This window comes from Kitasatospora sp. NBC_01266 (genome assembly GCF_036242395.1).
Classification (GTDB): Bacteria; Actinomycetota; Actinomycetes; order Streptomycetales; family Streptomycetaceae; genus Kitasatospora.
The window spans coordinates 117,216-128,949 of the sequence record NZ_CP108458.1; the positions used below are offsets into that span (position 1 = coordinate 117,216).

Below are 11,734 nucleotides of genomic sequence, written 5' to 3' on the forward strand. Positions count from 1 at the left end.
TGGACGGTCAATGGTCCAACTCCCGTTCTGAACGAGACAGTTGACGCTCGCTCTACTGTGCCGCACCCCCGCTCGTGGCCGTTGCCGCTCACTGCTACCATCCCGCCGACCCGCCGTGGCGGAACTCCCGCGGAACTCCCGGCACGAGGCACACGGGAGCTCCCCGCACTCCGGCGACGGGACAACCCGGTGGACCAACCTGCCGCGCTACCGCCGACCCCCTGCCTGACCTGCGAAGACCAACCGACCGGGCTCGACCGGACAGCAGCTTCTACCATGGGTGGCAGGGCCCAGCTCAGGAAAATTCCGGGACCGAAAGCAGTGGAGGTGCCTGATGGCCGAACTCCCGCCGCCCCCAGAGGGAATCGTGGTGACCCACTTCATCGTCTCGGACGATGTCGAGCGCTCTCGGCGTTTCTACACCGAAGTACTCGGCGGCAGGGTGGTGTTCTCCGGAGCGCCGACCGTTGTCGCGCTGTCCAACAGCTGGATCGTCATCAATCTCGGTGGAGGCCCGACCGACGACAAGCCGACGGTCCTGCTGGAGACGCCGCCCGATCCCGACCGGGTCAGCAGTTTCCTCAATATCCGGGTCAAGGACATCAAGGCCGTGTATGCCGACTGGAGTGCCCGGGGCGCTCAATTCCTGACGCCGCCGAAACAGCACCAGTACGAGATCCGCTGCTACATCCGCGATCCCGACGGTCATCTGATCGAGGTGGGGCAGACCACGGACCCGGACGGGGACTGGTTGCCCGCTCAGTGGTCATAGGGGCCCAGGTCGATCCGGCGCCAGGCTCCGTCGCCCGGAACCGGGCGGAAGTCGTAACGCGCTCCGGCGGGCCCCAGGGCGAGCAGGGAGATCGAGGTCGATCCCCAGATCCGCCCGTCACCGAAGTCCCGGCGCTGTATCAGGGCAGCCGGATCGTCCAGGTCCAGTCCGTCACCGCAGGCCAGCGGCAGCCAGTCGCCCCACGCGTCCTCCGCCGAGCCGTCGGCGGGCTCGGGGCGCGCCACGGCCTGGAGGCGATCACGGAAGTGGGCCGCGCGGGCGGCCATCATCAAGCGGACCCGCTGCGAGGCGGTGCGGTTCTCCGCTCGGCCCTCGAGCCCGTCGTTGAGCACGACGCTCAGCCCCGGCGGCAGCGCGCGATCCGTCAGCCCGCTCCCGCTCCAGCTCAGCAGGCGTGCCCCGGTGGGCCGGGCCACGAGCAGATGGAACGGGTCGTACCGCTCGGGCTCGAGGTGGTCGAGCCCGTGGTCGATGACGGCGGTGAGCGGCAGGTCTCCGCGCGAGAGGCGGGCCCGCGGGTCCACCTCGGGTCCGAAGCCGTTGAGGAGGCAGGCAGCCACCGGCCCGTCCTGCCGCTCGCTCTCCGGGTCGACCGCGAACCAGGTTCCGCCCGCCACCAGGTCCAAGCCGCCGACGACGGCGGGCCGCGACGGCCAGTGACGATCCGGCGGCAGCCACGGTCGACCGACGTATTCGTCCCGGACGGACAGCAGGAGGACCGGCACCGCCGATGACGGTTCGAGACTGATGAACGCCGTGCACACGATGGTCCCCCGTGGATGTCCGGCCGCCCGCCGGGGCGACCCGCTACCGGGGTGATTGGCATGACCACCCCACTTAATGATCCTCGCATGGTGGGACATGCCTAGAGTAGAAGGGGGATTGACAACAGGGCCCAGCTGTCGGTGGGTTCCGGCAGCAGGGCCCGGCGGGGCGCAGCGCGGGCCGGCAGTACTCAGGAATCCGCAGCCGACTCCGTCTGTTTCTGCGGCGGCCCGGGATCGACGGTCATGTACTGCCCTCAGGAAGTTCAAGGATTTCATCGAGGACAGGAGGTGCCGTCCCGATCCGGTGTGAGACGGCCCGCGCCGGGCAGACGCGGTGTCCGGGCCCGTTGCACGCTCCGGGGCCGGGCACAGCCGGATCCGACGACGAGAAGGGACCCGCCATGAGTGGCGAGGACAAGATCAAGAACGCTGCCGAGAAGGCGAAGGGCAAGGCCAAGGAGGCGACCGGCCAGGCGGTCGGCAACGAGCGGCTGACCGCGGAGGGAAAGGCGGACCAGGCCAAGGGAGACCTGAAGCAGGCGGGCGAGAAGCTCAAGGACGTGCTGAAGGACTGACCACGGGCCGGCCCAGCCGGCCCAGCCGGACCGTCGCGGCCGGCGTGCGGATGGCGCCGACGCGGCGGTCCTCGCTGTGGACGTCGGCCACCGGACGCCCGGCGGCGGTCCTGTTCCAGGCGGTCGAGATACGGCCGCAGAGTGCGCAGCACGGCCGTGTCACAGCCGCTGCCGACCTTCCCGGCACAGCGCAGCACGCCGTCCTGGTAGTAGCCGAGCAGCAGCGCACCGAACGTTCTGCGGCTTCCCGGTGCGCGAGGCGAGGCGGCGCGGTCAGGAGGACGAGAACGGGAACGTGGCGAGCAGCACGGTCAGCAACGCCAGGACGGCCACCGCCGACAGCGTGATCACCACTGCGGCCCAGCGCTGGTCGTACCGGTGGACGGGATCGCTCTTCCGCGTGGCAGTCATCGTCGTCCGGCCTCCTCGCACAGTGGGCACCAGCCTGACAGCCGTGCCCCGGCGTGACTCCAGCGTAGGAACGGCGGTCCACGCTTTTCAACCGGCGCCGAGCCGACGGCGTCGAAGCCGCCCAGACAGCCGAGAAGCTCCAGTGCGCGCCGGTCGGGCAGTGCCTTCCCGGCACCTTTTCCGGGTGCGTGCAACTGGAGTCTCGTCGGGGGCGTCTCGATGTGGGGCGACGTCAGAAGTCGTTGCCCGCCGTGGCCGTACGGATTCGAACCGTGTGGCCGAGAGGATCAGGAGCCGCTCCATGCCGGATGAGATCACCGCGCACCCCGTCCCCTGGCCACCTGCCCCGATCAGGACCGAGCGGCTCGTGCTCCGCGAGCCCGAGGCCCGGGACCGTGCGGCGTTCGTCGAGTTGCTGGCCTCGCCGGAGGTGCACACCTTCCTCGGCGGCCCCCGGGCGCGTGACGAGCTCGAGCGCGAGCTGCCCGGGGCGCCCGAGCGGTGGCCCGGGAGTTTCGTCGTCGATCTCGACGGGGCGATGATCGGCCAGATCCTGCTCAGGAGGCCGACGGGGAACCGTCGCCCGGCTGCCGCGGGGAAGGCTGATCTCGGCTATCTGTTCCTGCCGCGGGCCTGGGGGTCCGGGTACGCCGCCGAGGCATGCGCGGCGGCACTCGACTGGTTCGACGGCGTCTGTCCGGGCGAGCCGGTGGTGCTCGCCACCCAGAGTGCCAACGTCCGCTCGATGCGCCTGGCGGCGAAGCTGGGGTTCACCGAGGTGGAGCGGTTCCAGGCCTGGGACGCCGAGCAGTGGCTCGGCCTGCGGTCCCCAGGTTCGGGCCGGGACTGATCACTGAGGCTGAGGGCCGGGAGCGGAGTCGGGCAGGGTTGTCGGCAGGTCGGTGGCGACCAGCTCGGCGGCGCGCGTCGGGTCGCCGTCCGCGCGCGTGAGCAGTGCCTCGATGTCGTAGCCCGATGACCCGAAGGCGGCGTCGACGCCGAGGGAGCGGCCCCAGCCGAAGCGTTCCATCGAGACGGCGGCGTCCAGGTCGGGGCGGAGCCGGTGGAGCGTGGCGACCAACTCCCAGGCCCAGGCGTCCAGGCGGGCCCGCCGCGCCGGATTGCAGGCGTTCACGGCGTCGGTGACCCAGTCGTCGCCGGGCTCGTACTCCGGGAGGGCCGGCAGCTGTTCGGGGACCCCCGTGGTCTGCGCCGCGCTGAACGTGAGGACGTGTGCGCCCTCGGGGTTGCCGACCAGTTCGACCAGGAGCGGGACGGCGCGGGGGTCGTGCCGACAGGCCAGTCCGCGGACTGCTTCCGTGCGGGTCTCGGCGTGCTCGTCGGCCGTCCGCTCCCAGAGCGCGGCCCGGATCGCGGGGCTGTCCACCTCGGCCTGGACGCCGAGGGTGAACGTCGCCCAGTCGCGGACGTGCGGGTCCGGGTCCCGGGTCAGCCCGATGAGGGTGTGGATGTCCGGTCCGTCCGGCAGGCCGGTGAGGACCTCCGCGAACGAGCGGGCCACTGACTCACGGACCTCGGCGTCGGGATGCCCGGCGAGGGTGACGAGGACGGGGACGGCGCGCGGGTCGTACGTCTTCTCGATCGCGCGCGCCAGGGTCCGCAGCACGCGGGCCTCGGTCTCCCGCTGCGCGAGGGCCACCAGCGCGGTGGCCGTCCCGGCGCGGGCTGCCTCGTGCTGCGTGCTGGTGTCGCACAGCAGGCTGCAGCCTGCCTCGCGCTCGACCGGATCGGCCGAACCGATCAGCTCCAGGCCGAGCGGCGGCGCCCCCGCCCCGTCCGCGGCCGCCTGCCACAGCAGCGATGCGTAGTCGTGCCAGGCGTCCCGGTCGTCCGGGTCGGACGGGTCGTCCGGGTCGGTGGCAGCTCGCAGTGCCGCCACTGCCTGGGTGACCAGCTTCGACACGCTGTCCGTTTCCATCCGGGCATTCTGCTGCACGAACCGCGAACGCGCGCGGGAATTGTCGGCCCGACCGCGCTTGCGGTCCACGTACCACGTGCGCGGCGAAGCCCGGCGCGCACGCCGGGCCTGGCTCAGGCCAGGGCCGAGGCGATGGCCGACGTCCAGGTGGCGGTGGCGCGGCGGGCCAGCCGGGTGTCGGGTGCGTAGCCCTCGAAGAGGTGGAACGCGCCTGGGACGACGTGGAGTTCGGTGTGGACGTCGGCGGTCATGAGCCGGCGTCCGTACTCGAGCGCCTCGTCGCGCAGGGCGTCGGCCTGGCAGATCTCGAGGTAGGCCGGCGGCAGGCCGGTGAGGTCCTCGGCGCGCGCCGGGGCGGCGTACGGGTCGGCGGTGGCGGAGCCCAGGTACAGCGGCCACATGCCGCGGACGACGCGGCCGTCGACGATCCGGCCGTCGACGCAGGTGTCGACCGAGGGCAGGGCGCAGCGGTCGTCCAGGGCGGGGACGAGCAGGAGTTGGAACGCGAGGCGCGGGCCGCCGCGGTCACGGGCGGCAAGGGCGACGGCCGCGGCGAGCGCGCCTCCGGCGGAGCGGCCGGCGACGGCGAGGCGGGCGGGGTCCAGGCCGAGCCGCTCTGCGTTGGCGGCGGTCCAGAGCAGGGCCGCGTAGCAGTCGTCGAAGGCGGCGGGGTAGCGGTGTTCGGGGGCGAGGCGGTAGTCGACGGAGACGACTGCGGCTCCGGCGGCCAGGCACAGGTCGCGGCAGTTTCCGTCGCCGGTGTCGAGGTCGCCGGAGATGAAGGCGCCGCCGTGGAAGTAGAGGACGCCGGGGCGCGGGCTGTCCGGCGCGCCGGTCGGCTGGTAGACCCGGACGGTGATGTCGCCGGCCGGGCCCGGGAGGATGGCGTGGTCGACGGTGATCCGGGGGTCGTCCGCCGGGGGCCTGGCAGCGAGCAGGTCGCGCAGGTAGGCGCGGGTCGCGGCCGGGTCGGCGAGCGGGTCGAACGGCGGGACGCGGTCCAGGACTTCGGCTATCTCGGGGTGCAGGTGCATCGCGGGCGCTCCACAGTCTCATTGATATGGTTGCGGCGCGCCGACGCTAACGGTCTCAGTGATATGGTGTCAATTGAATGGTTGAGCACCGGCGAGGAGAGGGAGTGGACACCGTGGCCAAGGACCTGACGCCGTCCCAGCTGGTCGTGCTCGGCCTGATCGCCCGGCACGGGCCGATGACGCCCTACGAACTGAAGGCCAGGGTCGAGTCCTCCGTCAGCCGGTACTGGCCGATTCCGCATGCCCAGCTCTACCGCGACCCGCCCCGGCTGGCCGATCTGGGCCTGCTGCGCGAGGACGCCGAGGAGCACGGCCGCCGGCGCCGGGTCTTCCACCTGACCGCGGCCGGGCACGAGACCCTGCGGAGCTGGCTCGCCGACCCGACCACTCCCGAGCCGGAGACCCGGAACCCGGCCCTGCTCAAGCTGACCTTCGCCGACCTGGGCGCCCCTGGCCAGGTCGGCGAGTTGGCCGGGGCCCAGGCGGCGCAGCACCGCCAATGGCTCGACACCTACCTCGACATGCGCGCGCAGCTCGACCCGCACGCCCCGGACACCCCGGCACGCACCCGCCTGCTGACCCTCGGCATCGCGCACGAGCAGAGCTACGTCACGTTCTGGGAGTCCCTGGCGGCCGACCCGGACGGCACCGGCGCTCCGGGGCCCGAAGCGGCCGGCTAGTACTGCAACTGCACTTGCGTGACGATCATGGTTTTGGCTCGTTGAAGTGACTGTGTGCTGAAGAGCTGACGGTTGAGCAGGTCGAGTCGTGGTCCGATGGCATAGCCGGGTTCCATGCCCGGTTCGCCCACCATTTCGGCAGGTCGGAGCCCCGCGAGCGGGCGCTGGACTACCTGAGGGGGCTACTGGCCCCGCTGGAGCGGAAAAACGGCTGGACGCTGTCCGAGCAGGTCGGGCAGCTGCGCCCGGACTCGGTCCAGCGCCTGCTCAACCACTCCGAGTGGGACGAGGACGCGGTCCGCGACGACGTGCGCGACTACGTGGTGGAGACCATCGGCACCAGGGACGGCATCCTGATCGGAGACGACACCGGCTTCCTGAAGAAGGGCACCAAGTCCGCCGGCGTCCAACGCCAGTACACCGGCACCGCCGGCCGGACAGAGAACAGCCAGATCGGAACGTTCCTGGCCTACGCCTCGACCAAGGGCCGTGCGCTGATCGACCGGGAACTCTACCTTCCCGTCTCCTGGACAGATGACCGCGAGCGCTGCCGAGCTGCCGGCATCGACGACGAGATCCCGTTCGCGACCAAGAACGAGCACCTCAAGTGGATGCTGCAGCGCGCGATCGACGCCGGGGTCCCGTTCGCATGGGTGACCGCCGACGAGGCGTACGGGCAGGTGAAACACCTGCGCTCCTGGCTGGAGGAACGAGGCGTCGCCCACGTGCTGGCCACCAAGGTCAACGACACCGTCATCACCACCAGTTGGGCCGATATCCGCGTGGACTCCCTGATCGCCGCCCTGCCCCGCCAGGCATGGAAACGCCTTTCCGGCGGGCAGGGCGCACACGGCGAACGGATATACGACTGGGCCCGCGTCGCGATCCGCCCCGTATGGGAGAACGGCTTCGGGCACTGGGTCCTGGCCCGCAGGTCGGTGAGCGACCCCACCGAGATCGCCCACTACGTCTGCTACGGCCCCGTCGACACCCGCCTGAAAGACCTGGTCAAGGTGGCCGCGGCCAGGTGGGCCGTGGAGGAGTCGTTTCAGATCGCGAAGAACGAGTGCGGCCTGGACCACTACCAGGTCCGGCTCTACCGCGCCTGGTACCGCCACATCACCCTGTCCATGGCCGCACTCGCCTACCTGACCGCCCTACGCGCCCAGGAAGCCACAAAAGGGGCACCGCAGACGACGAGCAAGACCTCATACCCCTGAGCGTCCCGGAGATCCGCCGACTGATGGGCCACCTCGTCAAACCCCGCCACCAGACCAACGAACACCATCTGCACTGGTCACGCTTCCGACGACGCAGCCAAGCCCGAGCACGCCGATCCCACTACAAACGCCGAGGCCACACTCCCCAGATGCGGTTGCAGTACTAGGACTCCGCTCAGAAGCCGGCGCTCTGGCCGCCGTCGACGTGCAGGATCTCGCCGGTGACGAATGAGGCCCGTTCGAGGTACATGATCGCCTCGACGACGTCAGGGATCTCGCCCATCCGACCGAGCGGGTGGAGCGCGGCGAGCGAGCCGCCCGGGTCGTCCGGGTCACCGGGGTCGTCCGGGTGCATCGGGGTGCGGATGACGCCGAGCGAGACGGCGTTGGCGCGGATGCCGCGTGCCGCGTACTCGATGGCGAGTTCCTTCGTCGCCGCGACCAGGCCGCCCTTGGTCAGCGAGGCGAGTGCTGCGGGGATGCGCGCGTTGGCGCGGTCGACCAGCGAGGTCGAGACGCACAGCAGGTGGCCGCCGGCGCCGCCGGCGAGCATCGCGGGGATGGCGCTGCGCGTGACGTCGAAGAAGCCGCGCAGGTTGACGCCGGTCACCAGGTCGTAGTCGGCGTCGGTGTAGTCGGTGAACGGTTTCTCCAGGTAGACGCCGGCGTTGTTCACCAGCGTGTCGATCCGGCCGAAGCGGTCCAGGGCCTGCTCGACGATCCGCGCTCCGGTGCCGGGCCGGCTCAGGTCGCCGGGCACGGCCAGCACGTCCGGATCGTGCGACGAGGGGATGGCGCGGGCCGTCGCGACGACGGCGTACCCGTTCCCGCGGTACGCCGCGGCGACGGCCGCACCGATGCCCCGTGACGCACCGGTGACGATCGCGACCTTCTTCGCTGAGCTCATGAATGTGTCCAAGGAGGTGTCCACTCGGCGACAGCGCCCATCACACCCACGCTACGTCGCACCGGGTCCCGGCGCCGCGCAGGGCCCTTCGGGTGCGGTCGGTGGCCGACCGTACGAGGCTGGAGGAGGGTGCGCTCGACCGGAGGGAGGTCCTGTGGCCGCTCTGATCGCCGTGAACGTCGGCATGCCCAAGGACGTCGCCTGGCACGGGAAGACCGTCCGCACCGGCGTCTGGAAGCAGTCCGTCGCCGGGCCCGTGATGGCGCGCCGGCTCAATCTGGACGGCGACGGGCAGGGTGACCTCGCCGGGCACGGCGGCGAGCAGCGTGCCGTGCTGGTCTACCAGTTGCACTCCTACCGCCACTGGCAGGAGTTCCTGAAGCGGGACGACTTCAGCTACGGCCAGTTCGGCGAGAACCTCACCGTGGACGGGCTCGCCGACGACGAGGTGTGCATCGGCGACCGCTACGCGATCGGCGGTGCGGTCTTCGAGGTCACCCAGCCCCGGGTGACGTGCTACCGCGTGGGGTTGCGGCTGGGTGAGCCGCAGATGGCGGCCCTGCTGGTGTCCCATCGCCGTCCGGGGTTCTACATGCGGGTGCTGACGGAGGGTCAGGTGCGGGCCGGGGACGAGATCGTGAAGATCGCCTCGGGGCCCGAGGAGATGACCGTCGCGGAGATCGACGCGCTGCTCTACCTGCCCGGCCACGCCCGGCGGGAGCTCGAACGGGCGCTGCGGATCCCGGCGTTGAGCCCCGGCTGGCAGACCTCGCTGCAGGCCCTGCTCGACGACGCGGACGGCGGCTCCGGTGCCGTGGGCGGGAACAGCGGGCTGGCCACCAGCAGCCCGCCGCCAGCCTGGCCCGGGTTCCGCCGGCTCGCAGTCGTCCGGATCGCGCCGGAGAGCGCGAGCATCTTCTCGCTCACGCTGGCCTCGGTCGACGGCGAGCCGCTGCCGGCCGCGCTGCCGGGGCAGTTCCTCGGGGTCCGCCTGCGGCCGGACCCGCAGGCCGCCCCGGTGATCCGCGACTACTCGCTCTCCGGCCGGCCGGGCGCCGACACCTATCGCATCAGCGTCAAGCAGGAGCCGCACGGCGTCGCCAGCAACTACCTGCGCCGGCAGGTGCACGTGGGCGACGTTCTCGACGTCGCCGCCCCGCGCGGCACGTTCTGTCTGGCGCAGGCCGACACCCCGGTGCTGCTGCTGTCCGCCGGTGTCGGCGCCACCCCGGTGCTGGCCATGCTGCACGCGCTGGCCACGGCGCGCTCACCGCGCACGGTGTGGTGGCTGCACGCGGCCCGGAACAGCGAGAACCACCCCTTCGCCGACGAGGCGCGCGCCCTGCTCTCCCGGCTGCCCGCAGGCCGGTCGTTCGTCTGCTACAGCCGTCCGTTGGGCACCGATCGCCCCGGTGTCGACTACACCGTGCACGGGCGGCTCGGTCCCGAGCGGATCCGCGGCCTCGAACCGCCTCGGGACGCCGACGCCTACATCTGCGGGCCGGACGCGTTCATGCGGGACATGACGGGGGCTCTGGAGGCCTGCGGTCTGTCGTCCTCGCGGATCCACACGGAGGTCTTCGGGGCCACGTCCGCCGTCAACCCCGGTGTGGTGAACGGATCCACCCGGGCACCGCACCAGCCGGCCCGTCCGCCCGACGGACGACCGGGGCCGTCCGTCTCCTTCGCCCGCAGCGGCCTGACCCTCCCCTGGCACCCCGGCTACGGGACCCTGCTCGAACTCGCCGAAGCCTGCGACGTGCCCGTGCGCTGGGCCTGCCGCACCGGGGTCTGCCGCACCTGCGAGACCGCGCTGCTCGCCGGCCAGGTCGAGTACGCCCCGCAGCCCGTGGAACTTCCCGCCGAAGGAGACGCGCTCATCTGCTGTTCGACGCCGCCCGCCGACGTGGTCCTGGACCTGTGACCGCCCGCGGTCGACGGAGAGCGTCAGTAGTGGCAGGCGACGGCGAAGGACAGCAGGAGCAGGATGACGATGGTGCGGTGGAGGCAGCCGCGGCGGCGGTCGGGGTCTCCGCGGTGGAACTCCACCTGGCCGCCGGACACGCGCGCACAGCCGAACTGCTGCGGCGCGGTGGCGCGGCCGATGATCTGGTGGCGGCCCACTTGCTGCTGGCCGAACCGGGCGGTGAGGGCTGGCGGGTTGACGCCTTGAGGCAGGCGGCGCGGGCGACCCGTGGCCGAGGAGCTCCGGAGATCACCGCGACCTATCTGCGCCGGGCCCTGCGCGAGCCGGTGTCCGTCGAGGAGCGTGGCCCCTTGCTGCTGGAGTTGGGCAAGGATGAGATGCAGGTCGATCTCGGCGCGGCCAGGCACTACCTGACGCAGGCCTCGACGGCGTTGACCGACCCGTATGCCCGGGCCGAGGCGGCCTATCTGCTCGGCAACGCTCTCTTCCTCAGCCATGAGCACGAGGGAGCCGTCGACGTCCTCGCCCGTGCGGTGGAGGACTTGCAGCAGATCGACAACGGTAGTGGCCTCGCCCGGGAGGTGTCATGGTTCCTTCAGGCGCAGATGCTGTTGATCGGCTACGACCGGATGGCAACCCTGCCCGCCGCCCAGCGGCACGCGCGACTGCTGTGGGACCACAAGCTGGCCGGTGAAACCCCCGGCGAGTGCGCGGTCCTGGCCGCGCTGTCCGCCTGGGCCGTCACCGGCGCCGCCAGCGCCTCGGTCACCGATGACCTCCTCGACCGGGCCATGCGAGGCGGTCTGGCCGCCGTGGACACCTCCCAGATGCTCGTGAGCCTGGCCGGGCTGGCCTTCGTGGCCACGGACCGTCTCGACGACGCGGGGGCGCAGTTCGACCACATCGCCGACGTGGGCGGGCGGTGGGCTCGTTCCTGATGGTGTCGGCCGCCATGACGTGGCAGTTGCTCGTCCAAGCTCGTCGTGGCCAACAGCTCCCGCTCACAGCGGATTTCGGCCACCCCGCCACGACGGACGGGGAAGGCCTGGAGCCCCGGGTCAGGCTGGCGATGACGACCCAGCTGGGCGGGTCGTTGATCGAGCGGTGCGACCTGGCCTCGGCGACGGCTCTGCTGGCCGCAGACCCCGACACCAACCGGGTGGGCTGGCTCTCCCAGGGCCCGGCGCGCCTCGCACGCAGTCGCCTGCAGGCGGCGCGGGGCAAGCCGGTCGCCGCCCTCACCGTCCTGCACGAGTACGGCGCGCAGGAGAGGCGTGCACAGGTCACGAACCTGGCCATGACGCCTTGGCGGTCGCAGGCGGCCTCGCTGCATCTCGCTCGGACAGCGGCAGCGTCCTGCTGGCAGCCCAGGTACGCGGAGCACTGACCGCGGCAGGAGTGCGCCCGAAACCAACGCCACCGGTGCGATCGGGCGAACGGGCCGCAGACTTGGGGTGTCCGGCAGGGCGGAGCTGGCGTCC

13 protein-coding genes and 1 pseudogene are annotated in these 11,734 nt (G+C 71.6%); 8 read left to right on the forward strand and 6 right to left on the reverse strand.

Going from position 1 to position 11,734, the window contains the following annotated elements:
• The first annotated feature begins 334 nt into the window (after positions 1–334).
• Positions 335–772, forward strand: coding sequence for a VOC family protein (locus OG403_RS00520; protein ID WP_329560425.1), 438 nt, complete (start codon positions 335–337; stop codon positions 770–772).
• On the opposite strand, the gene OG403_RS00525 is transcribed toward OG403_RS00520, so the two are convergent.
• Positions 760–1,836: an NRDE family protein gene (locus OG403_RS00525; RefSeq protein WP_329560427.1), complete on the reverse strand. Its 1,077-nt coding sequence runs from the start codon at positions 1,834–1,836 to the stop codon at positions 760–762. The two genes, OG403_RS00520 and OG403_RS00525, sit on opposite strands and share 13 nt — an antisense overlap.
• Before the next feature lie 125 nt (positions 1,837–1,961).
• On the opposite strand from OG403_RS00525, the gene OG403_RS00530 reads away from it, so the two are divergent.
• The gene (locus OG403_RS00530) at positions 1,962–2,135 is read left to right on the forward strand and encodes a CsbD family protein (protein ID WP_329560430.1); all 174 of its coding nucleotides are present in this window, start codon (positions 1,962–1,964) and stop codon (positions 2,133–2,135) included.
• Between the two features lie 92 nt (positions 2,136–2,227).
• On the opposite strand, the pseudogene OG403_RS00535 reads toward OG403_RS00530, so the two are convergent.
• Positions 2,228–2,365, reverse strand: a pseudogene (locus OG403_RS00535) (ATP dependent DNA ligase); the annotation flags it as partial.
• Between the two features lie 43 nt (positions 2,366–2,408).
• Complete coding sequence (locus tag OG403_RS00540) at positions 2,409–2,546, reverse strand: hypothetical protein (protein WP_329560432.1); 138 nt, start codon at positions 2,544–2,546, stop codon at positions 2,409–2,411.
• Between the two features lie 301 nt (positions 2,547–2,847).
• Here OG403_RS00540 and OG403_RS00545 point away from each other — a divergent pair, with 301 nt between their 5' ends.
• Positions 2,848–3,396, forward strand: coding sequence for a GNAT family N-acetyltransferase (locus OG403_RS00545; protein WP_329560435.1), 549 nt, complete (start codon positions 2,848–2,850; stop codon positions 3,394–3,396).
• On the opposite strand, the gene OG403_RS00550 is transcribed toward OG403_RS00545, so the two are convergent.
• Both OG403_RS00550 and OG403_RS00555 read right to left on the reverse strand, forming a co-directional pair.
• Complete coding sequence (locus tag OG403_RS00550; protein ID WP_329560437.1) at positions 3,397–4,485, reverse strand: HEAT repeat domain-containing protein; 1,089 nt, start codon at positions 4,483–4,485, stop codon at positions 3,397–3,399. It abuts the gene before it with no gap.
• Positions 4,486–4,598: 113 nt separating this feature from the next.
• Positions 4,599–5,519 (reverse strand): alpha/beta hydrolase, encoded by a 921-nt coding sequence (locus OG403_RS00555; protein ID WP_329560439.1) that lies wholly within the window; start codon positions 5,517–5,519, stop codon positions 4,599–4,601.
• A 104-nt stretch (positions 5,520–5,623) separates the two neighbouring features.
• On the opposite strand from OG403_RS00555, the gene OG403_RS00560 reads away from it, so the two are divergent.
• Together OG403_RS00560 and OG403_RS00565 are read left to right on the forward strand one after the other, a co-directional pair.
• Positions 5,624–6,199 (forward strand): PadR family transcriptional regulator, encoded by a 576-nt coding sequence (locus tag OG403_RS00560; RefSeq protein WP_329560440.1) that lies wholly within the window; start codon positions 5,624–5,626, stop codon positions 6,197–6,199.
• 65 nt (positions 6,200–6,264) lie between these two features.
• A complete protein-coding gene (locus OG403_RS00565; protein ID WP_442911037.1) occupies positions 6,265–7,419 on the forward strand; it encodes an IS701 family transposase in 1,155 nt (384 codons plus the stop codon).
• Positions 7,420–7,594: 175 nt separating this feature from the next.
• Here the strand turns inward: OG403_RS00565 and OG403_RS00570 are convergent, their stop codons facing one another.
• Positions 7,595–8,326, reverse strand: coding sequence for an SDR family NAD(P)-dependent oxidoreductase (locus OG403_RS00570; protein ID WP_329560441.1), 732 nt, complete (start codon positions 8,324–8,326; stop codon positions 7,595–7,597).
• Positions 8,327–8,480: 154 nt separating this feature from the next.
• Between OG403_RS00570 and OG403_RS00575 the strand changes: the two genes are divergently transcribed.
• The 3 genes from OG403_RS00575 (at position 8,481) to OG403_RS00585 (ending at position 11,640) form a co-directional block, all read left to right on the forward strand.
• Entirely contained in the window at positions 8,481–10,250 is a 1,770-nt protein-coding gene (locus OG403_RS00575; protein ID WP_329560443.1) for an MOSC and FAD-binding oxidoreductase domain-containing protein, read from the forward strand.
• The gene (locus OG403_RS00580; protein WP_329560444.1) at positions 10,247–11,191 is read left to right on the forward strand and encodes a hypothetical protein; all 945 of its coding nucleotides are present in this window, start codon (positions 10,247–10,249) and stop codon (positions 11,189–11,191) included. The genes OG403_RS00575 and OG403_RS00580 overlap by 4 nt, the downstream gene beginning before the upstream one ends.
• Before the next feature lie 131 nt (positions 11,192–11,322).
• Positions 11,323–11,640: a hypothetical protein gene (locus OG403_RS00585; RefSeq protein ID WP_329560446.1), complete on the forward strand. Its 318-nt coding sequence runs from the start codon at positions 11,323–11,325 to the stop codon at positions 11,638–11,640.
• Positions 11,641–11,734 lie beyond the last annotated feature (94 nt).

What these genes read in the sequence shown, in the direction of transcription:
- OG403_RS00545 (WP_329560435.1), top strand. Translation starts at nt 2,848, where the DNA reads ATGCCGGATGAGATCACCGCGCACCCCGTCCCCTGGCCACCTGCCCCG.
- OG403_RS00570 (WP_329560441.1), bottom strand. Translation starts at nt 8,326, where the DNA reads ATGAGCTCAGCGAAGAAGGTCGCGATCGTCACCGGTGCGTCACGGGGC.
- OG403_RS00525 (WP_329560427.1), bottom strand. Translation starts at nt 1,836, where the DNA reads ATGAAATCCTTGAACTTCCTGAGGGCAGTACATGACCGTCGATCCCGG.
- OG403_RS00530 (WP_329560430.1), top strand. Translation starts at nt 1,962, where the DNA reads ATGAGTGGCGAGGACAAGATCAAGAACGCTGCCGAGAAGGCGAAGGGC.
- OG403_RS00520 (WP_329560425.1), top strand. Translation starts at nt 335, where the DNA reads ATGGCCGAACTCCCGCCGCCCCCAGAGGGAATCGTGGTGACCCACTTC.
- OG403_RS00550 (WP_329560437.1), bottom strand. Translation starts at nt 4,485, where the DNA reads ATGGAAACGGACAGCGTGTCGAAGCTGGTCACCCAGGCAGTGGCGGCA.
- OG403_RS00540 (WP_329560432.1), bottom strand. Translation starts at nt 2,546, where the DNA reads ATGACTGCCACGCGGAAGAGCGATCCCGTCCACCGGTACGACCAGCGC.
- OG403_RS00585 (WP_329560446.1), top strand. Translation starts at nt 11,323, where the DNA reads ATGACGACCCAGCTGGGCGGGTCGTTGATCGAGCGGTGCGACCTGGCC.
- OG403_RS00555 (WP_329560439.1), bottom strand. Translation starts at nt 5,519, where the DNA reads ATGCACCTGCACCCCGAGATAGCCGAAGTCCTGGACCGCGTCCCGCCG.